The organism is Treponema sp. UBA753, from assembly GCF_002297325.1.
In the GTDB taxonomy this organism is placed as follows: Bacteria; Spirochaetota; Spirochaetia; order Treponematales; family Treponemataceae; genus Treponema_D.
On the sequence record NZ_DBKJ01000076.1, the window covers coordinates 41,210 to 68,199 of the forward strand.

The 26,990-nt window shown below is 37.9% G+C and carries 27 protein-coding genes and 1 tRNA gene; 17 read left to right on the forward strand and 11 right to left on the reverse strand.

Annotation, left to right across the window (positions count from 1 at the left end):
• Positions 1-53 precede the first annotated feature (53 nt).
• From B4C08_RS06610 to B4C08_RS06620, 3 genes are all read left to right on the forward strand, one after another.
• The gene (locus tag B4C08_RS06610; RefSeq protein ID WP_296664093.1) at positions 54-1,283 is read left to right on the forward strand and encodes a class I SAM-dependent RNA methyltransferase; all 1,230 of its coding nucleotides are present in this window, start codon (positions 54-56) and stop codon (positions 1,281-1,283) included.
• The gene (locus B4C08_RS06615) at positions 1,280-3,013 is read left to right on the forward strand and encodes a hypothetical protein (RefSeq protein ID WP_296664094.1); all 1,734 of its coding nucleotides are present in this window, start codon (positions 1,280-1,282) and stop codon (positions 3,011-3,013) included. The genes B4C08_RS06610 and B4C08_RS06615 overlap by 4 nt, the downstream gene beginning before the upstream one ends.
• A 65-nt stretch (positions 3,014-3,078) precedes the next feature.
• A complete protein-coding gene (locus B4C08_RS06620) occupies positions 3,079-4,782 on the forward strand; it encodes a P83/100 family protein (protein WP_296664095.1) in 1,704 nt (567 codons plus the stop codon).
• 71 nt (positions 4,783-4,853) lie between these two features.
• Here the strand turns inward: B4C08_RS06620 and B4C08_RS06625 are convergent, their stop codons facing one another.
• The 3 genes from B4C08_RS06625 to B4C08_RS06635 are packed head-to-tail and all read right to left on the reverse strand — an operon-like array spanning position 4,854 to position 7,662.
• A complete protein-coding gene (locus tag B4C08_RS06625; protein ID WP_296664096.1) occupies positions 4,854-6,431 on the reverse strand; it encodes a glycogen synthase in 1,578 nt (525 codons plus the stop codon).
• Positions 6,428-6,814 carry a chorismate mutase gene (gene aroH, locus B4C08_RS06630; protein WP_296664097.1) on the reverse strand — a complete coding sequence of 129 codons (387 nt, stop codon included), beginning with the start codon at positions 6,812-6,814 and terminating at the stop codon, positions 6,428-6,430. Before aroH ends, B4C08_RS06625 begins: the two co-directional genes overlap by 4 nt.
• A 17-nt stretch (positions 6,815-6,831) precedes the next feature.
• Positions 6,832-7,662 carry a hypothetical protein gene (locus B4C08_RS06635; protein WP_296664098.1) on the reverse strand — a complete coding sequence of 277 codons (831 nt, stop codon included), beginning with the start codon at positions 7,660-7,662 and terminating at the stop codon, positions 6,832-6,834.
• 75 nt (positions 7,663-7,737) lie between these two features.
• Here B4C08_RS06635 and B4C08_RS06640 point away from each other — a divergent pair, with 75 nt between their 5' ends.
• A complete protein-coding gene (locus B4C08_RS06640) occupies positions 7,738-8,094 on the forward strand; it encodes a hypothetical protein (protein WP_295797100.1) in 357 nt (118 codons plus the stop codon).
• Here the strand turns inward: B4C08_RS06640 and B4C08_RS06645 are convergent.
• The gene (locus tag B4C08_RS06645; RefSeq protein WP_296664099.1) at positions 8,091-8,777 is read right to left on the reverse strand and encodes a thiamine diphosphokinase; all 687 of its coding nucleotides are present in this window, start codon (positions 8,775-8,777) and stop codon (positions 8,091-8,093) included. The genes B4C08_RS06640 and B4C08_RS06645 overlap by 4 nt on opposite strands.
• A 40-nt stretch (positions 8,778-8,817) precedes the next feature.
• On the opposite strand from B4C08_RS06645, the gene B4C08_RS06650 reads away from it, so the two are divergent.
• Positions 8,818-10,221: a CCA tRNA nucleotidyltransferase gene (locus tag B4C08_RS06650; protein ID WP_296664100.1), complete on the forward strand. Its 1,404-nt coding sequence runs from the start codon at positions 8,818-8,820 to the stop codon at positions 10,219-10,221.
• 5 nt (positions 10,222-10,226) lie between these two features.
• Here B4C08_RS06650 and rnc read toward each other — a convergent pair whose 3' ends face one another.
• From rnc to coaD, 4 genes are all read right to left on the reverse strand, one after another.
• Entirely contained in the window at positions 10,227-10,973 is a 747-nt protein-coding gene (gene rnc / locus B4C08_RS06655; RefSeq protein ID WP_296664101.1) for a ribonuclease III, read from the reverse strand.
• Between the two features lie 153 nt (positions 10,974-11,126).
• On the reverse strand, positions 11,127-11,363 hold the full coding sequence (gene acpP / locus B4C08_RS06660) for an acyl carrier protein (RefSeq protein WP_013701409.1): 237 nt from the start codon (positions 11,361-11,363) through the stop codon (positions 11,127-11,129).
• 14 nt (positions 11,364-11,377) lie between these two features.
• Positions 11,378-11,566, reverse strand: coding sequence for a 50S ribosomal protein L32 (gene rpmF / locus B4C08_RS06665; protein WP_013701408.1), 189 nt, complete (start codon positions 11,564-11,566; stop codon positions 11,378-11,380).
• A gap of 148 nt (positions 11,567-11,714) precedes the next feature.
• A complete protein-coding gene (gene coaD, locus B4C08_RS06670) occupies positions 11,715-12,212 on the reverse strand; it encodes a pantetheine-phosphate adenylyltransferase (RefSeq protein ID WP_295797086.1) in 498 nt (165 codons plus the stop codon).
• A gap of 157 nt (positions 12,213-12,369) precedes the next feature.
• Here coaD and B4C08_RS06675 point away from each other — a divergent pair, with 157 nt between their 5' ends.
• From B4C08_RS06675 to B4C08_RS06685, 3 genes are all read left to right on the forward strand, one after another.
• On the forward strand, positions 12,370-13,038 hold the full coding sequence (locus B4C08_RS06675) for a hypothetical protein (protein WP_296664102.1): 669 nt from the start codon (positions 12,370-12,372) through the stop codon (positions 13,036-13,038).
• Positions 13,039-13,135: 97 nt separating this feature from the next.
• Positions 13,136-13,732, forward strand: coding sequence for a hypothetical protein (locus B4C08_RS06680; protein WP_296664103.1), 597 nt, complete (start codon positions 13,136-13,138; stop codon positions 13,730-13,732).
• Between the two features lie 69 nt (positions 13,733-13,801).
• On the forward strand, positions 13,802-14,539 hold the full coding sequence (locus B4C08_RS06685; RefSeq protein ID WP_296664104.1) for a HEAT repeat domain-containing protein: 738 nt from the start codon (positions 13,802-13,804) through the stop codon (positions 14,537-14,539).
• Positions 14,540-14,694: 155 nt separating this feature from the next.
• On the opposite strand, the gene B4C08_RS06690 is transcribed toward B4C08_RS06685, so the two are convergent.
• Positions 14,695-14,768: transfer RNA gene (locus B4C08_RS06690), tRNA-Arg, on the reverse strand.
• A 55-nt stretch (positions 14,769-14,823) separates the two neighbouring features.
• Here B4C08_RS06690 and B4C08_RS06695 point away from each other — a divergent pair.
• The 9 genes from B4C08_RS06695 to B4C08_RS06735 all read left to right on the forward strand — a co-directional run bounded on the left by B4C08_RS06695 (position 14,824) and on the right by B4C08_RS06735 (position 23,688).
• Positions 14,824-15,414 (forward strand): Maf family protein, encoded by a 591-nt coding sequence (locus B4C08_RS06695; protein ID WP_296664105.1) that lies wholly within the window; start codon positions 14,824-14,826, stop codon positions 15,412-15,414.
• A 135-nt stretch (positions 15,415-15,549) separates the two neighbouring features.
• Positions 15,550-16,416: a 30S ribosomal protein S2 gene (gene rpsB, locus B4C08_RS06700; RefSeq protein WP_296091572.1), complete on the forward strand. Its 867-nt coding sequence runs from the start codon at positions 15,550-15,552 to the stop codon at positions 16,414-16,416.
• A gap of 19 nt (positions 16,417-16,435) precedes the next feature.
• A complete protein-coding gene (tsf, locus tag B4C08_RS06705; RefSeq protein ID WP_296664106.1) occupies positions 16,436-17,272 on the forward strand; it encodes a translation elongation factor Ts in 837 nt (278 codons plus the stop codon).
• A gap of 93 nt (positions 17,273-17,365) precedes the next feature.
• Entirely contained in the window at positions 17,366-17,905 is a 540-nt protein-coding gene (frr, locus tag B4C08_RS06710; protein ID WP_013701401.1) for a ribosome recycling factor, read from the forward strand.
• A gap of 5 nt (positions 17,906-17,910) precedes the next feature.
• A complete protein-coding gene (gene uppS / locus B4C08_RS06715; protein ID WP_296664107.1) occupies positions 17,911-18,624 on the forward strand; it encodes a polyprenyl diphosphate synthase in 714 nt (237 codons plus the stop codon).
• Positions 18,621-19,502: a phosphatidate cytidylyltransferase gene (locus B4C08_RS06720; RefSeq protein ID WP_296664108.1), complete on the forward strand. Its 882-nt coding sequence runs from the start codon at positions 18,621-18,623 to the stop codon at positions 19,500-19,502. The genes uppS and B4C08_RS06720 overlap by 4 nt, the downstream gene beginning before the upstream one ends.
• Positions 19,502-20,617: a 1-deoxy-D-xylulose-5-phosphate reductoisomerase gene (gene dxr, locus B4C08_RS06725; RefSeq protein ID WP_296664109.1), complete on the forward strand. Its 1,116-nt coding sequence runs from the start codon at positions 19,502-19,504 to the stop codon at positions 20,615-20,617. Before B4C08_RS06720 ends, dxr begins: the two co-directional genes overlap by 1 nt.
• Positions 20,614-21,726: a M50 family metallopeptidase gene (locus B4C08_RS06730; RefSeq protein WP_296664110.1), complete on the forward strand. Its 1,113-nt coding sequence runs from the start codon at positions 20,614-20,616 to the stop codon at positions 21,724-21,726. The genes dxr and B4C08_RS06730 overlap by 4 nt, the downstream gene beginning before the upstream one ends.
• 9 nt (positions 21,727-21,735) lie before the next feature.
• Positions 21,736-23,688, forward strand: a complete 1,953-nt coding sequence (locus B4C08_RS06735) for a YncE family protein (RefSeq protein ID WP_296664111.1) — start codon at positions 21,736-21,738, stop codon at positions 23,686-23,688.
• Positions 23,689-23,765: 77 nt separating this feature from the next.
• Here the strand turns inward: B4C08_RS06735 and B4C08_RS06740 are convergent, their stop codons facing one another.
• Both B4C08_RS06740 and B4C08_RS06745 read right to left on the reverse strand, forming a co-directional pair.
• Positions 23,766-25,406, reverse strand: a complete 1,641-nt coding sequence (locus tag B4C08_RS06740; protein WP_296091560.1) for an ABC-F family ATP-binding cassette domain-containing protein — start codon at positions 25,404-25,406, stop codon at positions 23,766-23,768.
• A 15-nt stretch (positions 25,407-25,421) separates the two neighbouring features.
• A partial coding sequence (locus B4C08_RS06745; protein WP_296664112.1) for a DEAD/DEAH box helicase occupies positions 25,422-26,990 on the reverse strand: 1,569 nt, incomplete at its 5' end.

A 26,990-nucleotide genomic window follows, 5' to 3' on the forward strand; every position in this document is an offset into this window, starting at 1 on the left:
AGAACTAAAATGCAACCATTGTAAACTATATTTTTTTTAGATATAATCTCAGCATGTTGTCAATGGAAGTAATTGTAGGAAAAATGGTCTTTGGCGGAGACTGCATAGCGGAAAACAGCGGCGAAAAGAAAATATTTATTCCATATACAATTCCCGGCGAAAAAGTCGAAATTGAAATTGAAAAAGATTTTAAAGATTATAGCATTGCAAAAAATCTAAAAATAATAGAAAAATCCAGATACAGAACTGTCCCCTTCTGCCCTTATTATGGAAAATGTGGAGGCTGTAACCTTCAACACATAGAGCCAGAATTTCAAAGACAGCTAAGAGTTCAGACTTTAAAAGATGCATTTTTTCGAGAAGGAATTGAAGTTCCGCAAATCCAGATTGTTTCGGGTGCAGACAAAGGTTACAGAGCAAGGTTTCAGTTGCACAACGGCGGACTTATGGGAAAAAAAAGCAATGAAATTGTTCAAATTGACCAGTGCCCTTGCGCAACAGAAGAAGTAAATAAATATTTAAAGGAAATTCCATTCAGCGAGCGCCCAAAAGGAAGAATTCATATTTTCGGAAGCAAAAACATAGTTTCAATTCCCGCAGGATTCGATAAAATTGTGGTTGCAGAACAATCAGAAAAAAAGCAAATTGCAACAAAGCGATGTAATGGAAGAAAACAGAAAAAAGCAAAAGCGCGCTACGAAGGAACATCTTCAGAATCAAAAACCGCCTGCACAGTAAATCTCCTTGGAAAAAGCATATCTTTTGACGCTCTAGGATTTTTTCAGTCCAACTTAGAAGTGCTAGAAAAGTCAATTCCTCTTATCACTGGCGGAATTTCTGGAAAAAATGTGCTGGATATGTATTCCGGGGCTGGCACATTTTCTGTTTTTCTTGCAGACACTTTTGAAAACGTTATTTTAGTGGAACACAACAAAAGTGCAGTTGTCTACGCAGAGCAAAATCTTGCTGGAAAAAAGCACAAAAGTTTTGGCGTAAGTGGAGATGTCTGGGTAAAATATCATGCGGAAACTTGCACAAAGGAATGTGGGAATTTTGATGCGGTTGTAATTGACCCTCCAAGAAGCGGAATGGAAAAATCTGTGCAGAAATGGCTTCAAAATTCTCAAATTCCGCAGATAAGAAGCCTTTCTTGTGATCCTTCGACACATGCGCGTGATGCAAAGGCTCTCATAAATTCAGGTTACAGATTGGAAAAACTGTTCCTTTTAGACTTTTATCCGCAAACTGGGCATATCGAAAGCCTTGGAAATTTTGAAAAATGAAAAATCTGTCTAAAAAAACATACATCATAATATTTTTTATAGCAAAAATTTTGATCTTATCTGCTCAAAATTCCTTTACGTCTCAAGAAATTGATTTTACAAATGAAAAGCCTTCTTTTGTATCTGTGCTTGGCGGAAATATCCTCTGTCAGCCTGTAAAAACAAGCTATGGTTACATTGCCGCAGGAGATGGGAAACAAATTTTGGGCTTTTCAAAACTCGGTAAACTTTTGTGGCAAAGAGCCGCTCCAGGAAGACTAAAGCCATTTATTACAGAAGGTCCTGCCGATTTAATTTACGGCGCAACAACAGATTCTACACTTTTTATGATGAATTCCTCGGGGCTTGTCTTGTGGACACAGAAATCAGATTTCAACATAGAAGAAGCTCCTTTGTGCGGAAGAGACGGCAGAATTTTTATTCGCGGAACAAATGGAATTTCCTGCTACGGCTTAAAGGGCGTAAAAAGATGGCAGATTGAAACCGAAATGCAAAATATTTCAATTCCGCTTGTAACTTTAAATGACGGCACAATTTTAGTTTTTCTTTCAAGAACTCACGACGGAAAATCAATTGCAAAAAGGATTTCGCCATTTGGAACAGAAAAAGAAGAAATTATTTTTGCAGGACAAGTTTTACAGGCAGTTTCATGCAAAGAAGGTGTCGCGCTTGCATTTTCAGACGGAAGCATAGGACTTTGCTCTGTAAACGAAAACGGCTCTTATTCAAAATGGACTTTTCTAAAAAAAGATTCAGGTTCTGCAAAACTTTTAGAAGTTTCCGGAAAAATAGCGGCAATATACAAAAATTCAGTTTACTATTTAAACGAAAAAACTGGTGGAAAAATTTCAGAATTTCAAAATGGCGTGCAAAATTTTTTCTATTCAGAGAACACGTCCCAAGGCCTTGTAATTTGCAGCGCGCATAACGGAGCTTGCTACAAAGAAGATGGAAAAGTTTCATGGAAGGCAAAATTCAATCCGCAAAAAAAATGGAATTTTATGTTTGCTTCAGATTCAGGCTATCTTGTTTTCTGCATGAGCAACTGGGCTTTAGAGGTTTTTCAAACCAGGCTGAATTTATCAAAATCACAAGATTCATTTATAGAAAAAAAAGTTTCGCCGTACAACTATAAATATTCCGGAATAAAGTCTGACGATTTTTCAGGGCGCGCGATAAATGAAAACCTTGAAGCTCAAATGAAAGAAAAATTTTCACAAGGAAATTTCGGAGCGGAAGAAGAAAATTGGAATTCCTTAATCCAAAGCGAACTGGGATTTCTTTACGAGGACTGGACAAAAACCGAAAACCTTTTTTATAACGAAAAACCCTATTTTAAAAGAAATATTGATTATTGCCAAAGACTTATAGAACTAGAAAGCGAAAGCGGAATTTACTTTGGAAAACTTTCTTCGCTTTTAAAAAAAACAGACGACCCTTCACTATTGCTTTGTCTTGTCAGGGCTGCCGGAAAAAGCTCATTCGATCCGCAAGGTGAACTTCTTTCTTCTATTGAAATCATTTTAAAAACAAAAACAAGCAAAAATGACAAAAAACTTTTGCAGGAAATTGCTGACTCAACATACGAAATATGCCATTTTATGGGCCGCCCTTCATTTTTCAGAAAAGGCCAGGAAATTTTAAAATACATGCTTTACCCTCAGTTCGATAAAGAAACAAAAGACTATGCTCTAAAAACTCTCGATAAAATTATTGAATCTCAGCTTTAACTTTAAACGCATTTTCGTAGAATTTTTTCAGAAACCATGATAAAATATTTCAGTCTGGAGGAAATATGAACAGAAAGTTTTTAGCCTCGCTGATTTTTGCGGCAGGCTCAGTATTTTTCGTTTCGGCGCAAAATGTAAACGAAAGAGAACTTAGAAGCGCAGGAGACGCAAGCACAATCGTCTTTGAAAACTACGAAGGTCCTCATTCTGTAATTGAAACAGCGGCTGCTATAAGTTCAATTGGCGCAGGACTTGGAAATCAGCTAAAAAATGCAGGAACACAGTCAAGCGGAACATTCGGCGCAAATGGAAAGTATACAGTTATTCATGCAGTCGATCCTTCCGAGCAAGGAAAACTTGACGCAGACATTATTCTTATAAATCCGAACGCAACAGTTGACCACATCAGAAACTTGCGAAGAATCATTGCGTCCTACTTGAGCGCGGCTTACGGATATTCCCAGCAGGACGCTTCGACAGTCGCAACGTTCGTTACTGTATACAACGCAGTTTATAGAAATCAGCTCGACACATTCAAATCAAAATACAAAAACATTGTAATCAGCAATCTTACTGAAAAAAAATGCGGGCTTTCAATAAAATGGAGCGACTGGCCAGGAAATTCACAGATTGTGATTCCGCTTGGAGAATATGCAGAAGGCGGTCTTTCTTCTGTAGACACTTCTGTTATCAGCGACAAAAAAGTTGTTGAATCCATGAAGGAAGATGATGACAAAGGCGTTGACGAGCGCAAAAACATGGTTGACATAAAAGAGCGTGAGGCTGAAAACGCAGAAGCAAAAGCTCAGGAAGCAGCAAAAGAAGCAGCTCAGGACAAGCAGGCTTTAGACGAGCAGAAAAAAAATCAGGCACAGGCTGAAAAAAAAGCGCAGACAAAGCAAAACGAAGCGGACAAAGCAAAAAAAGATGCTGAAAGTGCCAAGAAAGAAGCCGCCGCAGATCCACAGAACAAAGCAAAGCAAGCTGAAGCAAAGCAGGCTGAGCAAAAAGCTGAAAACGCTCAAAAAGAAGCTGACCAAGCAAAATCAAATGCCGATCAGGAACAGCAGAAAACTCAGCAGCAGCAGCAGAAAGCTGATGAATCTGCAAAAAAAGCCGAAGAGCAGCAGCAGAAAGCCGACAAAAAACTTGACGAAGCTCAAAATGAAAGAATGGAAATTGCAAAAGATCAGCAGGAAATTCTTGAATCGGAACTTAAGCAACTTGAAGACGGCACTGTAATCGGACTAAAAGTTGTAAAAGAAGCAGATTACTTAAGTACGCTTGTAAAGGTAAACTCAAAAACTGGAAAAGTCGTAAAAGAATCTCCTGTAAAAGTTATCCGCGGAAGAACAATAATCGCAGTTCAAGATGCAGTTGTCGGAGTTGCAACTGGCGCATCATTCCCAAAAACTTCTGGAGACTCAATATTCTACATGGCTATTTGCGGTGAAAATTCAGGAAAAGGCGCTATAAAACTTTGCCTGATTGACGCATTCAAAATGGAGATTCAAAAAGAATCAGAAGAAAATGTTTCAGAGCATTCAGTTCTTGTAAACAATGGAAGCAATTTTTACTGTGTAATTCAAGACAAATCAGGATGGGTTCTTGGCCGCTATGACAAATCCCTTAACTTGATTCAAAAAAGCGCAGTAAACATTTCAGAAAGCACTCCGATTACAGTTACGGGAAAAGGAATTGTTGTTACAAATTCAAATAATATTCCAGTGCTTCTTTCAGTTTCTGATTTGTCAGTTATAGAACAGTAAAATTAACAAGAAAATGGCTGATCAAAAAATTTACGTTTTTTGGTCAGCCGTTTTTCTTTCAAAAATAAATTTCAGCAGGCAAGAAGTTTTTTATAAAGTTCTTCATAAATCAGCGCAACTTTGTTCCAGGAATATTTTTCATGAATATACCTTGAAGCATAAGAAATCATGCCTTTAAAAATATCACGCCCAGCGTAACGCATTATATTCACCAAAGATGTAAGTTCGGTTTGCAAAGATTCTGATGTATTAGGAAAATAAAGCCAGCCAGTTTCATCATCGACAATTTTGCAAAGTCCGCCAGTCGCATGGGCAACAGGCAAAGTTCCAAAAGTCTGCGCAATAAAATCTTCAAGTCCGCATGGCTCAAAATAGCTTGGATGCAATGAAAAATCAACAGCGGCAACTGCAAGCCGGGCAATGGATTTATTGTATCCTTTTATGTAGACACATTTTCCACTCCATTTTTCAGAAAAAGCAATCAAAGAATTTTCAAGCTCAACAGAACCTTGACCTGCAAAAATAAATCTCACAGGCAAATTTGACTCAAACATTTTTTCAGCGGAATCAAGCATAACTTCAATTCCTTTCTGATGAACAACCCGTCCATGATAAGCAATATAAGTAAAACTAGAATTTTTTTCAGCAGAATCAATAAAGCCAAACTGCAAAGTTCCATCCGCAAAGTTTTTGGAAGCAAGGCTTTGTTTTGAAGCAAATTTTTCCAAGAAGAAATCGCGGCATTTGTATTTTCCTTCCAAGTCGTTTTTTAAAGGATCAAAGGCAAAAGGTAAAAGCGACTTATTTTTGTCAGAAGGTTCGTATTTTGAAAAATCGATTCCGTTTGTAATGCCAATCACCTCAATTCTTTTTTTCTTAAAACCTTCCGAAAGACCTGCAGTGTCGGTTTTTCCTGAAATAATTTCATTAGCATATTCAGGGGAAACAGTAGTAACACAGGCATTTTCTGAAGCCAATAGGAAAGGCTCTATGCATAAACCGTTTTTTCCTTTTTCAAGAATTTTCTTTGGAAGACCTGAAAAACGCTCGGCTTCTTCAATATTTTTAAATTCATGATGATACCCAGGGCCAGCGTTGTGAATCGTTACAACAAATTTTGTCTTTGAAAAAAATCCGGCTACAGCAGGCATAAAGCGAGCAAAAACCGGAATCATTGCAGCAGGAGCATCTTGGCAATGCACAATGTCTGGAATTTCATCATTAAGACAATTTTTTGAATAGCACACAACAGCTTTTTGGAAAAGCATATTCAGAAAATCGTTATCAATATGCCCTTCCCCTTGCCGATGTTCAGGATTATATTTTTGCTCATCAAAAGTATAAGTGTAAACAGCTTTTTTTTCAGAGAAAGAATTATGACGAATAAAAATTATTTCAACACCATTGAAAATTCCGCGCGAGAAAAAAACTTCAGTAGGCTTTCCATTTATATCAAAAGCAACAGAATCCCGCCAAGTTTCAGAAAAATTTTCAACATGCGATAAATCAGTGCAGTCATAAAGCGGAATGAAAACACAAAGTTTGTGTCCTAAATGCAAAAGACTTTCAGCCAAAGAACAGGCAACATTTTTTACACCGCCCGCCTCCGCAATCCCGGCATATTCCCTTGAAACAAGCCAAATGTTCAATTTATTTTCCTTATTGAAAAATCAGGCCGAAGTTTTTCTGCCCCGTTAATATAAACATGGATAGGCTTTTTTTCAGTAGGAAGATAAGCTGTAACTAGAACTCTTATAGCACGAGGCAACATTCCGTCTATAGAAGCTTCCTGAGAAACAAAAAGCGCGAGCAAAGACGTATCAATTCCAACATCGCTTTTTCTAAGCGCAGCGGCGGCATTCATACATTTCAAATCCTGCGTCATCGTAAAATGAACAGAAACAATATCATCGGGCTGCAAATTATTTTCTTTAAAAATCAAATGGCACATTTCACCGACATTTTCTTTTATTGACTCTGGAGTATTTTCAGCGCAAACAGCACCACGGATTCCAAAAATTCTTTTTTCCATTTTTTATCCTCAAAATTTTAGCGCATTGATTTTACAGCATTTATAATTTGAGCGGCATCTCCAGTTTTAAACATTTCCTCAAGCTGCGGAAATTTCTGAAGCATTGAACCAAGTTTTTCAAGCTGCGCCAAAGTTCTGTCCTGCTCAACAAAAAATTCCGCCTGAGACTCAGCCTTTTGCGCCATTTTTGAATTCAAAAGTTCAAGATAAGATGCATAGTTTGCCTTTGCAAGGTTGTAAAGTTCAACATCTGGAATTTTTGCATCAAGAAGTTCAACTGACGAAATTAAAATTCCATCAAACTCGAAAGCTTTTTTTTCAACTATTTCTTGAATTTCTTTTTGGCTTAAAGCGGAAGGTTTTACCAAGGCTGAAGATGAAACAAGATATTCTGCTACAAGAGAAGCCGCAAGTTTTGCCTTCGCATCGTAGAATCCCTGCAAATCTTCATTTGAAGTTATTTTATTTTCAGAAACCAGCTTGTAAATTCCTTCAGGAGAAAGGCTCATCGAAACTGAAATCTCAACATTGTATGAAAAATCAACTTTTTTATCAGAAAAGCGGGAACTATAAAAAGATGCGCTCGGAAGTTCTCCAGAAACAGACTGGGTTGCCTTGTAAACTGAAAGGTCGAAAATTTCCAGCGAAACATTTGTTGGAAGAAGCCGCTCCCATCTCCAAGTAAAAACTCCAGGAACGACCGCAGAATGATACAATCCGCCAGTTTTTGATTTCATTATAGCGCAAGTTCCAGGGCGCACATAAAACTGAATCCATCCAATAAAAAAAACTACCGCTGAAAAAATCAGCAAAACTATAAAATTAGCAAAAAACTTCTTTACTTTCATTTTGCCCCACTCGATAAATTATGCTTTTTCCATTATACTGATTTATATAAATATTTTAAAGCAAATTCACAAAAAATGGATTCCTTAAATAGATTAAAAAAAATCAACCGTTCTTTTCTCTTTAAACTTACAGGGCGCACTTCCCTTTTTTTATTTCTGTTTTCTGTATTTCTTATAGTTCTTTATGTGAGCGGCTCTTACCAAGATTTTCTTGACAGCACACTGAACTTTGTTTTAACTTCATGCTCAGCAACAATTCTAGGACTTTTTGTTTTTTCCGCAGCAGGAATTCTCCAAAGCGTTGTTCTTTTTTTTATATCGAAAAGAAAATCATACTGGATTTATTTTTTTGTATATATATTTTCGTGCGTTTTTTCAGCGGGAATTTTTTTTCTTGCAAGAACAATTTCAATTATTGCAAAAGGAATTTAAATTTTTACTTCGCAATGATACGGAGCAAAAATTAAAAAAGAGCCTTTTGAAGCAAAAAGTTTCGCAGGATTTTTATGAGCAAAGTTTTCCTCTGAAATTCTATTTGAAACACTTGCCATTCCTTTTTTTCTAAAGCAGTTCCATTCAAATCCTTCTGCTTCAATAAAAGAATTGTCAAAATTATTTGTCAGACGCGAAACTGAAATTCTGTCTTCAAGCTGCAAATTATAAACTTCCGCCGATTTTTTTTCAGCAAGAAAATAAACAGCCTGATTCACACAAAGCCAAACGTCAGCATGAAAATCTTCAGAAAAAGAATCATAAATTGAAATAAGGTGATCCAAACAGCCGCCGTTTCCGCCCACAAGAACAACCGACGATGTTTTGCAAATTTGCCTTGCTGTAGAAAGAGCAAGTTCTGTGTCAGTAAAATCCTTGTCGCTCGGAAAAACTTCCCGCTTTGCATTTTTATATTTTTCAAGCAAAGACAAATTTTTCAAACTGTCCATGTCGCCAAGAATTAAATCCGGCCCAAAAACCTTACCAAAAAATTCCGCATACAAATCCAAAGTTTCAAGTCCAGAATCAGCGGCAATAACATAGTCCGGCTGGCATTTTTCCAAAAAAGGCTTTGCAGTTTCTGGAGACGGAGCTTCTCCACCGGTAAAAATAAAAATGTTCATAGATAGAAATTCCGTTCAAAATTTGATATTGTATATTATCATGTTTTCATCAAAAAGTGTAAAAATTCCAGAAAAACTAATCAAAGTAAGCAAAATTTTTTCAGACAACGGATTCAAGTCATATCTTGTTGGCGGAGCTGTCCGCGATATGCTGATGGGAAAAACTTGCCACGATTACGACATTGCGACAAATGCAACACCTGAGCAAGTAATGAAAATTTTCAAGAATGTAATCCCAACTGGAATAGCGCACGGAACTGTAACAATTCATATTTTCGGACTTGAGCTTGAAACAACAACATTTAGAACAGAAACAGAATATTCAGACGGAAGGCATCCGGACAAAGTAAAATACGCAGACACAATCGAAGAAGATCTTTCACGGCGCGACTTTACAATGAATGCGATTGCCGCGGAGCTTTCAACAGGAAAAATCACAGATCCATTTGGCGGGCAAAAAGACATTCAAAAAAAAATAATCAGAACAGTCGGAAATCCATTCGAACGTTTTTCAGAAGACGGGCTTCGTCCTGTAAGAGCAATAAGATTTTCAGGGCAGCTCGGATTTAAAATTGAAGAAAAAACATTTGATGCAATCTCGCAAGAAGAAATTCTAAAAAAAGTCGAAGGCATTTCCACAGAAAGATTCCGTGACGAATTCTGCAAAATCCTTCAGACAGAAAAACCTAGCTTTGGATTAAAACTATTGGAGCAGACAGGAATATTAAAAATATTTATTCCGCAGTTTTCTGTTTGCAGAAATTGTCTCCAGCAGGATGAAAGAGGCTTCCATGAATTTGATGTTGCGGATCATATTTTATACGCCTGCGATGGATGTCCAAAAGAAAATCTTACAGTCCGGCTTGCGGCTTTTTATCATGATATAGGAAAGCCAGAATCTAAAACAATTGAAACAGTCAACGGAAAAGAAAGAATTCATTTTCACGGGCATGAACAGATTTCAGCTGAAAAAGCAAAAAAATCAATGACTTCCTTAAAATTTTCAAATGATGAAATAAAAAAAGTAAGCCACCTTGTAAAAGAGCACATGTTCCACTATGAAAGCAGCTGGACAGATTCAGCGGTGCGCAGATTTATAATAAGAGTTGGCGCAGAAAATCTTGACGACCTTTTTCTCTTGCGGCTCGCAGACATTTACGGAATGCACAGAATTCCGCTTCAGCAAAAAACTCCGTCGTGGAACCTTCTTGTTGAATTAAAAAAACGGATTGAAAAACTTATGGCTGAAAATTCCGCGCTAAGCCTGAAAGATTTAAAAGTGAACGGAAAAGATTTAATATCGGAAGGAATTCCAAGCGGAAAAGTAATGGGAAAAATTCTAAATGAGCTTTTCGAAACCGTAACCGACTCTCCAGAAATGAACACAAAAGAAAAACTGATCGAACTTTCAAAAAAACTATTCAGTGAAAAATATTCTGTTTAAATAGCTTATTCAATTCCAAGAGCCTTGCAAGCAACTCCAGCTGCCGCCTGTTCCGCTGACTTTTTATTTTTTCCGCTAGCAGGTCCATAAACAACATCTCCAAGTTTTACAGAGACATAAAAAACTCTGTCATGGTCTGGTCCTGTTGTCTTTACAAGCGAATAAGAAGGACAAGCGTTTGTTTTTTTCTGATAAAATTCCTGAAGCAAAGTTTTATAATCCTTGCTTCCATGATCATTTTGAACTTTTCTTATTTCAGGAATAATCAATTCAAGAACAAGCTTTTCTGCGCTTTCATATCCAGAGTCAATATACAAAGCTCCAATAACTGCCTCAACAGCATCGGCCAAAATCGCCTTTTTTGATCTTCCACCTGAAAGCTCCTCGCCTTTTCCAAGCACAAGATATTTATCAATGTGCATTTTTTCAACAGCAATCGGCGCAAGAGACTGCTCGCTTACAACATTCGCCTTTATTTTTGCAAGATCACCTTCTTTGTTCTGCGACATATCATTATACAAAAATGCAGCAGTCGCAAGTCCAAGCACGCTGTCCCCAAGAAATTCAAGACGCTCATTATTATATCTTTTGTAGGAAGAATTTTCGTTTGAATAAGATCTGTGATGAAACGCCAAATCTAGCAAGGAATAGTTTTTAAAATGAAGCTTTAAATGCCTGCAAAATTCATCAAGCTCCTTTTTTCTTTCTCTTGTTAAACTTTTCTCTGGATAAAAAAGACTTTTAAAACCCATTGTATAATCCGAATAAAATTATAAAAACACAACAAAAAAAACAAGCCAAACAAAATGACTTAAATCTGCTGATTTTTCATTTTGTGTAAAACTAAAATAAACAAAAAAAGCACAGCCAACAGACTGTGCCTTGCTAAAACTGAAAAACAGAAATTACTGCTGCTGAGACTTGATATAGTCGTAAGCATCTTTTACAGTCTCAAATTCATTAGCCTTGTCATCAGGAATAGAAACACCCATTTCCTCTTCAATAGCATAAACAAGCTCATAAGTGTCAAGGCTGTCTGCTCCAAGGTCGCCACGGAAAGATGCATCCATTGTAACTTTTGACTCATCAATTCCGAGTTTTTCAGCGATAAGCTTCTGAATCTTTACAAACAATTCGTCCATTTTAGTCTCCTGATTTAGCCATTAACTTCTGGAGTAAGAACCTGACGGCCCTTGTAGAAACCGCATTTCTTGCATACATGGTGTGGAAGAACTAAGTTTCCGCAGTTTCCACATGCCACAAGATTCGGTGTGTCAAGATGCATATTAACGCCACGTCTTCTCTTGGTTACAGCTTTTGAAGTTTTCGATCTAGGTACTGCCATAATATATCCTCGCTATAATTTTTAGTCGTCTGTATAACGGTTTTTGATATTACTACAGATTCCTATTTCTTGTCAAGAATTATACTTGCATTATGAAACATTTGTCAATGAATTTTGACACCTTTTTATGACATTTTGACGATTTTTGTTATTTTGAAGCCGAATTTTGCTCAAAAAATTTCTTTTTCATCTCAATTTCAACAAGTTTTGGAACCATTGTGCTTATGTCTCCTCCAAACCTTGCAACTTCCTTTATGCTGCTTGATCGCACAAGAAAATATTTCTGCGCAGTCGGAATTAGAAGAGTTTCAACATCGCTGTTCAAATGTTTATTCATAAGGGAAAGATCAAACTCATGCGAAAAGTCCATAGCGTTCCGCACCCCCCTAATCAGCACATTTGCGCCGGATTTTCTGCAGTAGTCGGCAACAAGAGTATTCCATATATGAACGGTAACATTCTTGTAATTCTCAGTAAGCTTTATAAGCAAATCATAGCGTTCCTTGTCAGAAAAAAGGCACTTTTTGTCAGGATTTACAGAAATCAAAACATCAATCTTATCAAAAAGGCGGCTCGCTCTTTCTATTATATTTAAATGTCCGTAAGTCGGAGGGTCAAAAGAGCCCGGAAAAACAGCTGTAGTCATGTCTCTATTTTAGCAGATTTCAAAATTTTTAACAATGAAAACAAAATTAGTTAAATGCTGAAAATTTTTTTTAATCAATATATATTGCAATAAAATTACATTTGTTATATAACATACATTATAAAACACAACTATTAAAGTTAGTTAGGAGATTTTTATGAAAAAATTCACAACACTTTTTGCCGCACTTGTATTAGGATTGTCTGTTTCTGCAAAAACTTGGACAAACTACGCAGGATTTGGATGGAGACTTCCGACATCAACAACTGTAAAAGCAGACGAAGACGGAATGGACGACATCAAATTCAAGAACCAGACAGGACTTTCAATTGACTATGCAGGAACACACGAAAGCGGATTTTCTGTGCGCGGAATTTTTGACATCAATTATTCAAGCTCAAATCTTACAGTCGAAGATGATGATGACGAACTTAATGGACTAAACGGACTTTTTCTTATCGGAGCTGGATATGCGCCAATTTGCACAGACAAGATGTTTCTTGGACTATACGGTGTTCTTGGAGCAGATGTAACCGTGCTTTTCCGCGAGTATACTAAATCTTCATATTATTATGAGTCAGAATCCAAATACAGCATGACACATGCGGCCTCTGTTCTTGGAGCAAACGCAACATTTGTTTACACTCCTGCAAAGCATTTTTCAGTTTTTGCTTCAGTGTGCGCAAATTATATGTTCCCTGCAAAAGTAGAAGCTGAAATAACACAAAAAGTAAATGGAACAAAAATTTTTGATGGCGATGAAAAATTTGACTACAAAGGCGCTTTTAAATTTGTTCCTACAATAGGAATATGCTGGAAATTCTAGTTTCCCGCAAAAGGGTGCCGGCAGCAATGCAAGCGCCCTTAATTTTTGCCGCTTCTTTTAATTGACCAAACAAGATAAAGATATTAAAATTGTTCCCATGGAAAAATTCTTTACAAAACTAAGCTTAATTTCAGTATTTGCATTTTTATCCTGCGCCTCTGCGCCTGTAGAAAAAACTCCACAGATAGAAGAGCAGCTAACAGAACCAATAGTAATAGAAGAACCAGAGCCAGTTCAAGAAATTGAAGAAGAGCCGGTTGTTATTGAAAAAACAGACGATGAATACACAAGATCAACATCGGCAGTTTCTGTTTCAAAGGAAGTTTTCAATGAAGACAAGTCAAGAATCCTCAATATAATCAAAGACCTTGACACTTATATGAAAAACATGGACTACCGCGGATGGATTTCATATCTTGATGCAGACAGCCTGAACTATTGGTCAAAAAGACAGAACCTTCAGAAAGCAGCGAACAGGCTACCAAAAAAAGGACTTCGGCTAAATACAATCGAAGACTATTTCAAATTTGTTTTTATTCCAGCAAGAGCTGGACACACAGTTGACGAAATCCGTTACGAAACAAAGTCGCTTGTAAAAGCTGTCCAAGTTCAGAACAACACAGACGTAGTTTACTACAACTTCCATAAAGTCAATGACCAGTGGAAACTTGTACTTCCAAAGAACCCGGACTAAATTACATTTTTCTTGCTTTTTTGTGAAATATATTCTAAACTTGAAAAGATTCCATAAGGAGGAATAGTTATGAAAGTATCAAAGCTGATTGCAGGTGCCTGTTGTATTTTTATTTGTCAGGCAGTTTTTGCACAGGAACAGCAGAATGGAAAAGACCAGACTTCAAGAAACGAAACGACTGTAGAAGATGAATACTTAAGCAGCGTGCAAGATGTAATAATTGGAGAGCTTGCTGCTTCTGATGAATATGACAATAAGATTGTAGCCTTGCAGTACTTGGAAGAAGCTGTTGGAGCTGGAAGAAGTTCTCCAGACATGACAGCAGCTCTTTCCCGCCTTGCAGGTGAAGGAATAAAAAGCCAATCGCGCACAAACGGCCGCATAATGAACAACTTCCCAGACATCCGCGCAAAAGCCTGCGACCTTCTTGGAGAAATTCCTACAGTTGAATCGAAAAACATGCTTATTTCAATTGCCACAGAAGACAAAGAACCTATGGTTGTTACAGCAGCTATCCGTTCATTGGGAAATATCGGCATGAACGACAATGACGAAGTTGTAAACATGATTGAATTCGTGCACAAAAAGTATGCAGCCCTCAATCCTACAAGCTCGCTTGCACTTGAAGTTCTTAATGCTTACGAAAAGCTTGCTCCTACAGTTCAGAATAAAAACGAAATGATTCAGTCAATTTCTTCAATTGGAACAAACTACAAATATGTAAGACCTGTAAGACAAAAGGCATTGCAGCTTTTAAAGTCCATTCAGGGCAGCAATAATTCAAACAAAGATAAAGAGGGAAAATAAAAGACTGCGGGCATTTTCCGCCTGCAAGTTTTACAAAAGCGGCTGAAATATTCAAACGCAGTCGCTTTACTACAATTACTCTTAATTTTTCTATTCGGATTTTTCTACACAATCAGTTTTGTTTTTGAAAAGAAATTTATTTTTAGAAAATTAACTGAGAGATACGGGATTCGAACCCACAACCTTCGGCTCCGGAGGCCGACGCTCTATCCAGTTGAGCTAATCTCCCGAAAAGCATGAATAGATTATATTTTTGCTTTTAAAATGTCAACTGAAAAAACATTATGGAACCAATAATATTAGCATCCTCTTCTCCTAGGCGGCAAGAGATTTTAAAATTCCTAAACATTCCTTTTATTGTAAATCCTGCGGATATTGACGAAGCAATTCCTGCCGACATAAAGCCAGAGGAAGCCGCAGAATTTTTAGCAGCAAGAAAAATAGACGCTGTCGCAAGAAAGATTCCAGCGGAAAATGAAATCGGATGGATTTTGGCAGCGGACACAGTAATTCTCCACAAAAACAGAATTTTCGGCAAACCAAAAAATCAGGATGAAGCAAGAGACTTTCTAAATTCACTGCAAGGAACAACCCACAAAGTAATCACCGGAATCGCGCTTTTTAACGGAAGTGCTCACTACATGACAACAAGAACAAGCGTAAACAAAGTAACTTTCGCCGCAATGTCAGAAGCCGAAATTGAATCTTATCTTGAAACAAGCGAATGGCACGGAGCGGCAGGAGCATATAGAATTCAGGGAAAAGCATCTTGTTTTATAAAAAAAATCGAAGGAACTGAAAGCTCTGTAATGGGCTTGCCTATCTTCGAGCTATATGATATGCTTAAAGAGCAAAATTATAAGTTTACAGTTTGATAAACGATTTTGCCGGACATTTTTTCATAAGAAAATATGTTACGAAATCATCCGGGCTGATTAGTCAGCTACGAGAAACAAAGCCGGTGGAAAATTTTAAACATTAAGAAGAATTTTCCGGTGAAGGAGTTAATCATGGCAGTTGTAACCATGAAAAGTCTTCTTGAGTCTGGAGTTCATTTCGGACATCAAGTAAAACGCTGGGATCCACGTATGAAGAAGTACATCTTCGCAGAACGCAATGGAATCCACATTATCGACCTGCAGAAAACAATCACTGCAATCAAAGACAGCTATGATGTTGTACGCAAAGTTGCATCATCAGGAAAATCAGTTCTTTTCGTAGGAACAAAAAAACAGGCTCAGCAGGCTATTGCAAAAGAAGCAGAACGCTGCGGAATGTACTATGTAAACAACCGCTGGCTTGGTGGAACACTTACAAACTTTACAACAATCAAAAAATCGCTTCTCCGTCTTAAGAAAATCGAAAAGATGGAAGTTGACGGAACTTTCGACAAGCTCACAAAAAAAGAAGTCGCCGCATACATGAAAGAGAAAGAAACTCTCACAAAGAACTATGGCGGAATGAAAGACATGAAGGAGCTTCCTGGCGCAGTATTTATTATTGACACACACAAAGAGCAGATTGCTGTTGCAGAAGCACGCCGCATGGGAATTCCTATCATTGCTATTGTTGATACAAACTGCAATCCAGAAGGAATCAATTACCCTATTCCTGGCAATGATGACGCAATTCGCGCAATCAGCCTCTTTACTTCTATTATTGCAAACGCTGTAATCGAAGCAGACAATGAGCAGGGACTTAAAATCATCGACACTCTTGGAGACGAGGATGACATCACAACAGATGCAACAACCAAAAAAGAAGATGAAGAAATTGTTGATTATTCAAACTACACTCCTACAGAGCCAAAAGAAGAAGATGCAGAAGCTGACAAAAGAGAAAGCGAGCTTTTGGACGAGGACAATTATACAAAATAAAAATATCTCGGAGTAGAAAATGGCAGATATTACAGCCGCTATGGTAAAAGACTTGCGCGAAACAACAGGCGCAGGAATGATGGACTGCAAAAAAGCTCTTGTTGATACAAACGGAGACTTTGACGCAGCAGTAAAACTCTTGAAAGAAAAAGGACTTGCCGCAGTTGCAAAACGCGCAGAACGCGCAACTTCTGAAGGACGCATTTTTATTCGTCAGAACGGAAACAAAGTTGCTGTTGTTGAACTTGTATGTGAAACTGACTTTGTTGCAAAGAATGCAGAATTCATTGCATGCGGTGAAAAAATCCTTGATGAAATTTTTGCAAAGGGATACACAGAAATCAACAAAGAACTTTCTGATGTTCTTTTGGATTTTGCAACACGCACACGCGAGAATATGTCTTTGTCAAAGATTCAGGTTATTGATGTTCCTGAAAATTCAGTTGCAGGAATTTACATCCACTCTGACTTCAAGACAGCCGCTGTTACAGTTATCAAAGGTTCTACAGACGAAAAAGTAAAGGAATTTGCACGCGACTGCTGTATGCACCTTGCTGCATTTACTCCTGCTTACAACAGACCAGAAGATGTTCCAGCTGAATACATCAATGAGCAGAAAGAAATTTTTGCAAAACAGATGGAAGATGATCCAAAAATGGCATCAAAGCCACAGAATGTAAAAGATGGAATTCTTCAGGGCAAAATCAACAAGCACCTTGCTGAAATCTGTTTTGTTGATCAGATGTTTGTAAAAGACGACAAAAAGTCTGTAAAAGCAAAGCTTGATGAAGTTGGAAAATCAGTGGGCGCAACCCTTGAATTTGCCAGCATAAATCTTTTGCTCTTAGGAAAATAAAATATTGCGGCAGGCATTTTCAAAGCAAAGTGCTTGCCGTAGTTCTTTTTAATGAACTTAAAAAAGTTACAGACTTAATTATTTGGAGAAATTATGGCAGACAATGAAAGCCGAATGGAAAAAACGGTCAATTCACTGAAAGAAGAATACAAATCAATCAGAACAGGAAGAGCTAGCGCAGCAATTTTTGACAAAGTACGTGTTGACTATTATGGAACACCTACTCCTCTGAATCAAGTTGGAAACATTTCAATTCCGGAAGCTCGCACAATTGTAATTTCTCCTTTTGACAAGTCAATTATGGGCGACATTGAAAAAGCTATCCAGAAAGCAGAGCTCGGATTAAACCCAAACAATGATGGAAAGGTAATTCGTATCGCAATTCCGCCGCTTACAGCAGACAGAAGAAAAGAACTTGTAAAGCAGGCAAAAGCCACAGCAGAAAACTACCGCACAACAATCAGAAATATCCGCCGCGACGGAAATGAAGATTTGAAAAAACAGCAGAAAGCAGGAGAACTTACAGAAGATCAGCTCAAGACAGAAACTGAAAAGCTTCAGAAGCTCACTGATAAGTATATCGAAGAAATCAACGGAATTTATGAAGCTAAAGAAAAGGAAATAATGGAATAAATTCAATGTCTGATTTATTCAACAAAGATGCATTGCCGGTTCATGTAGGAATAATTATGGACGGCAATGGTCGCTGGGCAAAAAAGCGGAATCTACTCAGAACTAATGGCCACACGGAAGGCTTAAAAAGAGCAAAGGAAATTGCAAAAGCATCTTCTGACATCGGCTTGAAATTCCTTACATTTTATGTTTTTTCGACAGAAAACTGGAAACGCACAGAGCAGGAAGTTGGATTTTTGATGAATCTTATACATTCCTATCTTTTAAAGGAATTCGATTTCTGCAAATACAACAACGTTAGAGTCCGTATGCTCGGCGACAAGTCAAGACTGCCGGAAAATGTAAGAAAAGACATTGATAAAATTGAAAAAGATACAGAAAATCTTACAGGGCTTACAATTTGTCTTGCAATAAACTATGGTGGACGGGACGAAATTATCCGTGGTGTAAAAAAACTTGTTGCGGAAGGAAAAACGGCCTTGGATATTTCAGAAGAATCTATTTCAAGAAGTTTTGATGTTCCAGAGCTTCCTGATGTGGATTTGCTTATAAGAACTGGCGGAGAAAAAAGACTAAGTAATTTTCTGATGTGGCACTCGGCTTATGCTGAATTGCTTTTTTCAGACACACTTTGGCCTGATTATTATAAGGAAGAATTTTTCAAAGATATAGGAGAGTTTCAAAAAAGAACTAGAAGATTTGGAGCTGTTCCAGTATGAATAAAATTGCTTCCCGTTTATTGATTTTTTTTATCGGAATTCCTATTGTCATAGCCTTTATAGTTGCGCCATTTTATAATCATATTTTGCTTCATATTTTGGTCTGCTTGATTTCTGCGCTTGGTGCATCTGAGCTTTATGATATTTTTTCTGTAAAATACAAGCTTCTGAATAAAAAACTTATTATAGCTGAAAGCATCTTCATTCCACTTGTGGCGGCTCTTTACGCCATTTTGCCATCTTTGGGAATCAACTTTTATTCCGGGCAAGAAATTATAACATTCGCGTATATCGTAACAATTTTGATTTTATTTACAGTCGAAGTTTTTTCCCAAAAAGAATTTGAAGATTCGAATGCGCGGCTCGCTTCCTCTATTTTCATAATAACTTATACAGGATTTTTGCTTACATTTATTTCAAGAATGACAACTTGGACTTTAAACGGAAAAAACATAACTGTTCCAGTCGTTTGCGTATTTATCCTGATGGTATTTTTGTGCGACAGCATAGCATGGTTTTTGGGTGTTTTATTCGGAAAAAGCAACCGGGGAATTGTAAAAGCAAGCCCAAACAAAAGCTGCATTGGATTCATAGGCGGATTCATTGGTTCTGTTGGAGCTGGAATTTTAGGCTATTATTTATGGCCGCAAATTTTTTCAGGCTCGCCTCTTAAGATTGTCTTTACAGGACTTTGCATGGCACTTTCCTCAATTGTCGGCGACTTAACAGAATCTGTATTCAAGCGTTCATCTGGAATAAAAGATTCAGGCAAAATAATTCCTGGACGTGGAGGAATTTTGGACTCCATTGATTCCATAGTTGTTTCCGCTCCTATTTTCTATCTTTTAGTTTCAATTTTATTCGGACCGTTCAACTGATGAAAAAAAGAATTCTTGTTTTAGGCTGTACCGGATCAATCGGAAGCCAGACTCTTGATATTGCACGCAAAATGAGCGGCACTTTTGAAGTATGCGGAATTTCAGCTGGAAAAAATGAAGAAAAAGTAAAAGAATTATGCTGCGAATTCAATTGCAAAGGAACTGTTTTTTCAAAAGATGGAATAGAAGGTCTTAAAAAACTCATAAAAGAAAGCAAAGCCGATATTGCAGTAAATGGAATCGCTGGAGCTGCCGGTCTCAAGCCTTCAGTTCTTGTTTTGGAAAACGGAATTGACTTGGCTCTTGCAAACAAAGAAACAGTTGTAATGGCGTGGAATCTTGTAAAGGAAATTGCAAAAAAAAATGGAGCAAAAATAATTCCCGTAGACAGTGAGCATTCGGCAATATTCAACTTGGTGCAGAAAATCGGCTCGGAAAATATAAGCGAAATAATAATAACTGCAAGCGGCGGTCCGTTCAAGAATCTTTCAGATGAAGAGCTAAAAACAGTTTCAATTGAAGATGCATTAAAACATCCGACTTGGTCAATGGGACCAAAAATCACAATCGATAGCGCAAGTCTTGCAAACAAAGGTCTTGAAGTTATTGAAGCGTGCAGACTTTTTGACTTTCCGCCTGAAAAAGTGAGCGTTGTAGTTCATCCGCAAAGCCTGATTCATTCACTTGTAAGAACAAAGGACGGAATGTTGTACGCGCAGATTTCAAATCCCGATATGCGCCATCCAATATTCGGAGCTTTAGTCTGGCCGAAAATTTCAGAAAATTACCTTGAAAAATTTGACCTTGCATCTTGCAAAGAAATGACATTTTCCGCTCCAAGATTTGGCTCGTTTCCGCTTTTAAAAACAGCATTCAGCTGTGCAAAAAAAGGCGCAGGCTACACAATCGCATTCAATGCCGCAAACGAAATTGCAGTTCAGGCTTTTCTTGAAAAAAAATGTGGCTTTACCGATATTGCAAAAATTGTAATCAATACTCTTGAGCTTGACTGGAGCACGCAGCCAGCTTCAATTGAAGAAATTTTCAGCATTGACCAAAAAGTCCGCCTTGAAGCAGAACGTCAGCTTGCTTTGCTGTCAGGAGGAATCCGTTGACATTTGTCTTGGGAATTCTAGGACTAGGTTTTCTTGTATTTTTTCATGAACTAGGGCATTTTGTAGCCGCAAGAATTTTCGGAGTAAAAGTTGAAGCCTTTTCAATTGGAATGGGACCGGTTTTACTTCATAGCACTTGGAAAGAAACTGACTACAGAATTTCCCTTATTCCTTTGGGCGGATACTGCGCAATGAAAGGCGAAAAGGATTTCCAAGAAGCAATGGAAAAAAATCTCAAGGAAATTCAAGGCGAAAAGGATTCATTATACGGTATTCATCCTTTAAAAAGACTCGCAATAGCATTTGCAGGTCCGTTTGCAAATTTTTTGTTCGGATTTTTTGCATTTTTTACAATTGCCATTATCGGCTATACATACTACAGCGCAGGCACAAAAGTTTCCATGGCAGACGAAATTTATCCGGAACTTTCTTCCCCAGCCCACGATGTCGGAATGAAAAGCGGAGACAAAATTTTAAGTTTAAACGGAACAGCGGTAAATGACTTCAGCGAAATCGCAGCATTTATTTCAACTCATCCAGATGAAAATATAAAAATTGAAGTTGAGCGCGAAGGCAAAATCTTTTTCTTTGATGTGAAAACGGAACTGGACAAAGAAACTGGAGCTGGAAAACTTGGAATTGTTTCAGACCCGGAATCAATTGTTGAACACGAATATCCAAGGCACGGATTTTTCGGCGCATGCAAAGAAGGATTCACACAAAGCGCAAAAATTATCGCATTGACTGGAAAAAGCATAAGAATTCTATTTAAAGGCGTAAATCTTACAAATGCAGTTTCAGGACCGGTAAGAATCACTTCGATTTTGGGTACAACTGTAAAACATGGATTTGCGGCAGGATTTAAAGAAGGTGTAGTTTCCACGCTGGAATTTCTTGCGCTTATAAGCATTTCACTTTTTTTAACGAACCTGCTTCCTATTCCAGTTCTGGACGGCGGACTTATTCTTTTTGCGCTAATCGAATTTTTGGCACGCAAGAAAATGAATCCAAAAGTTTTGTATTACATTCAGTTTGTCGGAATATTTTTTATAGCTCTCCTTTTTATATTTGCCATGACAGGCGACATAATTTATTTTCTAAAAAAATAGAGGTTTTACATGAAAAAATTCATAAATATCGTTCTGCTATTTTTATCTTTCAGCCTTTATTCGCAGACAATAGCTTCAACTCAGTCGCATGAAGGAAAAGTCAACGCCCTGCTCTCTTCGGAAACAGAATCTTCTTCTGACGATTCATTTTATTCAGTGGGAAATGACGGATTTATTATAAAATGGACTTCGGACGGAATGGGAGAACACTACCAAGTTTCCGACTTGCAAGTGCGGCTTGTGGCAAAAAATTCAGTTTATGGGGACATCGCAGTTTACGAAACAGATGGAATTTCAAATCACAGGCTGACTGTAATAGATTCAAAGACTTACACAAAAAAGTTTTCCAAGAAATTCGCAAATTCAATAGTTTCAGTTTCGTTTTCAGCAAAGGGAAAATATCTTTTTGCGGGAACAACGGCAGTAAACGGAACTTTTGTTTTAAATGCAAGAACCGGAACTGTAATAAAAAAAGCGGCTGATGTTTCAGGAATTGTGCCGCTTATTCTCACAGGCGATTCAGAAAAAACTGCCGTTATGTACTCAAAGTCCGGAACTCTCTATTATTATGATTTGATTGGAATGAAAGTCAAGGCGAAATTTTCCGCGCCAAGTTCATTGAATCAGCTTACACTTTTTGGCACAGGAAATTTCAAAAATAGATTTATTGCAGGAGAAAAAAATAATACAATATTTATAATTGATGCAACTTCAGGAAAGACACTTGCTCAGTACCAGGCAAATTCGCCACTCATTTTCGCTTCAAAATCCAGCCATGAAGACAAGCAGGGGCTTTACTTTATAGCTGACGGCGGAAAAAATTTTTCGTTGCAGCTTGTAGACCAAGAATCATTGAAAAAACTTTTTACAGGAAAATCAGCAGCCTCACCTCTTATCATTAAGAATTTTACAGGGCTAAAAAGCCGCGACAAATTTACCTGCGCCGCAAAAAATGCAGAGACAGTAATGCTAGGAACACAAAATGGCGCGCTCTATTCCATGACAGATATTCCAGAATCAGAACTTTACAGCATTTTTTCAATCACAGAAAATATGTACCAGAAAATCTACGATATTGATTCCGATGAAAGCATTTTCTATCTTTTGACGCAAAACGCAATATTTAAAACTTCTTACGACACAAAAGCCATGTATAGACTGGGCTCTAGTTTTTCGCATACAAATATTTTAAAGCACAGTGATTCTCTCATTTTGTGGTCAAAAAACACACAGCGTCCAGTTCAGCAGATATCTTTGGACGGAAGTGAAAATACAAAAACTTTGTTCACGCCATCTGCTCAGCTTAGAAACTTAAGAGTATTCAAAAACAAAATTGTCTATATTCTGGGAACTTCCATAGTCGCAATCTATGACATGGAAACAGGAGCAAATTCAACTGTATACACAGGAACTTCGGTTCAAGATGCGGTTCTTGTAAATGAAAATCTTGTTGTCGTGGCAAAAACTTCCACAGGAAAAGGAGATTCCGCATTCGTTTCTGTAAACACCCAGACAAAAGAAACCGTTCCTCTCAAATTCAATGGAGATGTTGCTTTTTCCTTAAGCTATGATGAAAACAAGGAAAATTCTCCTGTATACGGAATTTCAATTGACTCTATAAACGGCACATCAAAAACACTTGTATTTTCTTTCTATCCAAAGTCTGGAATCCAGAATTCGCTGTTCACATTGCAGGCAGAAGACGCTACTGCATTTACAGAACTTGAATATCCTTTTGTGTTCACAAACATAGGCAAAAATCAAGTGCGCTCATACAACATTTCAGCAGGAAAAACAACTGTTTTCCGCCGCTCCGCTTCTATGCCGCTAAAAGCTGCCGCATCAAAAGACAGAGTCGCTGTTCTTAACTACAACGGAAGCATTTCCTGGTACAATCCAAGCTCGCAGATTCTTCTTGCGGACTGGTACTTAACAACAGACGGCGACTGGATTGAATTTTAGTTAACTGCAAAAAAAATCCGCGCAATGCAAACAAAACAATGCACGGATTCTGGATAAAATGTCAGCTTTATGAAATATTAGATTCTAATTTTTTTATTCAAGCCTGCATAATATTCTTTTCTAAGCTGCTTAACCTGATCGTCCTTGAGATAATCATCAAAATTCATCATGCGGTCAATTATTCCTTTAGGAGTGATTTCGATAATTCTGTTTGCAATTGTCGAAATAAATTCGTGGTCATGGCTTGAGAACATTACAACGCCAGGAAACTTCACAAGGCCTTCGTTTAAGCTTTCAATTGACTCAAGATCAAGATGGTTTGTAGGATCGTCAAGAATCAAAACATTTGCGCCGCTAAGCATCATTTTTGAAAGCATACAGCGCACTTTTTCGCCTCCAGAAAGAACCTTTACTTTTTTAAGCCCATCATCACCGGAAAAAAGCATGCGTCCCAAAAATCCGCGGACATAAGCATCATCCTGATCAGGAGAATACTGCTTGAGCCAGTCAGTTATTGTAAGCTCATTGTTAAAATAAGATGAATTGTCGCGACCCATGTAGCTGTGGCTTGTAGTCTGTCCCCAGCTATATGTTCCGCTGTCAGGCTTTTTTGTTTCTGAAACAATATCAAAAAATGAAGTTATTGAGTTATGTTCCATTCCGACAAAAGCAACTTTTTCGCCAGGATGAATTGTAATGCTAAAGTCATTGAGCAGAACATTTCCATCGTCGTCCTTTGAATTCAATTTTTCAGCGGTAAGAACAAAATTTCCAATCTCGCGTTCAGGCTGAAATCCAACATAAGGGAATTTTCGGCTCGTAACAGGAATATCTTCAAGCTCCATTTTTTCAAGCATTTTCTTGCGGCTCGAAGCCTGTCCTGACTTTGAAACATTGCTTGCAAACCGCTGTATAAACTGCTTAAGGTCTGCCATTTTGTCTTCGCGTTTTTTCTGCTGATCTTTTGCCTGCTTTTGAAGAATCTGGCTCATCTGATACCAGAAGTCATAGTTTCCGGTAAACTGAGTAATTTTTCCGTAGTCAATATCGCAAGTAAATGTGCAGACTGCATTCAAAAAGTGGCGGTCATGCGAAACAACAATAACGCAGTTCTCAAATTCCAAAAGAAATTCCTCAAGCCAAATAATGGACTCAAGGTCAAGACCGTTTGTAGGCTCATCGAGAATAAGATAATCAGGATTTCCAAAAAGAGCCTGGGCAAGAAGCACTCGTACCTTTTGGCTTTCGTCCAGCTCGCTCATCATTCTGTCGTGGAATTCCTCTTCAAGACCAAGACCAGAAAGCATCTGCTCAATCTGATTTTCTGCCTCGTAGCCTCCAAGCTCGCCAAATTCCGCCTGCATATCCGCAGCCTTCATTCCGTCTTCATCAGAAAAATCTTCTTTTGCGTAAATTGCATCGATGTCCTTTTCCAACTGATAAAGCTTCGGATAGCCCATCTTTACAGTTTCTTTTACTGAATATCCGTCATATTTAAAGTGATCCTGGCTTAAAACCGACATACGTTCGCCGGGAGTAATTGTAATTGTTCCCGTGTCATGCTCTATTTCACCGGAAAGAATTTTCAAGAAAGTTGACTTGCCTGCTCCGTTTGCACCAATAATTCCGTAGCAGTTTCCTTTCATAAATTTTATGTTCACATCTTTGAACAAAGGTTTTTCACTGAATTTTAGACTTACATCTGTTACTGTAATCAATTTTTTTTCTCCGATTTATTTTTTTCCAAAGAAGGATTTTATTCTAGCTAATACGCTTTTCTTTTGAGGCGATTTTTTAGATTCCGCAGGCTTTGAAGAATAACTCTTTTTGCCCGAAGCATTTTTTTGCATTGAAGAATTTTTCTTTGCAACGCTTTGTTTTTTTGAAGAATACTTTTGCTTATTTGAAGACGAAGAAGTAAGGGATGCGTATTTTTCCTTATAAACTTTCATGCGCTCTTCTGTTGACATTGTGGCAAGCTTGTCTTCATCAATATAAACACGTCTGTCGCGCTTGTATTCTTTTTTAGCTTCTTCGTTGCGTGAAGAATAACGGCCTCTTCCTTTTTTTGAAGAACGTCTTCTATCTGAACTGCCATTTTTTCTATTGTATTCAGCTGCACGGCGGCGTCCAAATTCGCTTTTGTCATTGTAATCTTCGTGATAACTGTCAAGTTTTATATATACACCGGCGCTTTTGTCTTGAACAAACATGGATTCATCTGCGACACAGCTAGGAATGGGCTTTTCAATATAACGCTCAATCGGCGGTAAGGAATAAACGTCCTGCTCACTGCAAAATGTAAATGCCTTTCCTGATTTTCCGGCACGTGCAGTTCTTCCAATGCGATGCACGTAGTTTTCAGCCTCATTCGGCAAGTCGTAGTTTATAACCATCGCAAGGTCGTTTACATCAATTCCACGGGCGGCAACATCTGTAGCAACGAGACATTTTATAGCTCCGGCTTTAAATTTATCCATTATGGCAAGGCGTTTTTTCTGCGGAAGGTCTCCGATTATAAACTCGCTTTCAAATCCGTTCATTCTAAGACGCTTTGCAACAATCTCGCAGCTTTTTTTTGTATTGCAGAAAACAATCAGGCTTTCAGGCTTTTCACGCGAAATAATTCCAAGCAAAAGTTTCATTTTGTCATCGCTTGAAACATGAAAAAGCTCCTGGGCAATTTCGTCAACAGTTATATTTTCCGCAGCAATTGTAATTTCTGCCGGATTGCGGGTATATTCCCAAGCGAGATTTTTTACATAGGAATTTAAGGTCGCGCTAAAAAGCATTGTCTGCCGCTGCTCGCTTGAAGGCAAAACTTTTATAAGTGTTCTTAAATCCGGATAAAATCCCATGTCAAACATTCTGTCGGCTTCGTCAATCACAAGAAAAGCAACAGAACTCAAATCCATTTGATTTCCATGGTTTAAGTCAATTACACGTCCCGGAGTTCCAATCATAATGTCCACACCTTTTTTTAAGGACGCAACCTGCTTGTCATATCCAACGCCGCCGTAGAAACTAGCGCATTTTAGAGAAGTGAACTTTGCAAGTTTTTGAGCTTCTTCCTGAACTTGAACAGCAAGCTCCCTTGTAGGAACCATAATCAAAGCTTTTTTTCCTGCCGCCTCTCCGCGTGTCAAAAGCTCCTGAATAACGCTTGTTAAATACGCCGCAGTTTTTCCAGTTCCTGTCTGCGACTGAACATACAAATCTCTTCCTTCCAAAGAAGACTTTAAAACCTGCTCCTGAACAGGAGTGCAATCCACGTAGCCTGCATCTTCAATTCCCTGCAAAAG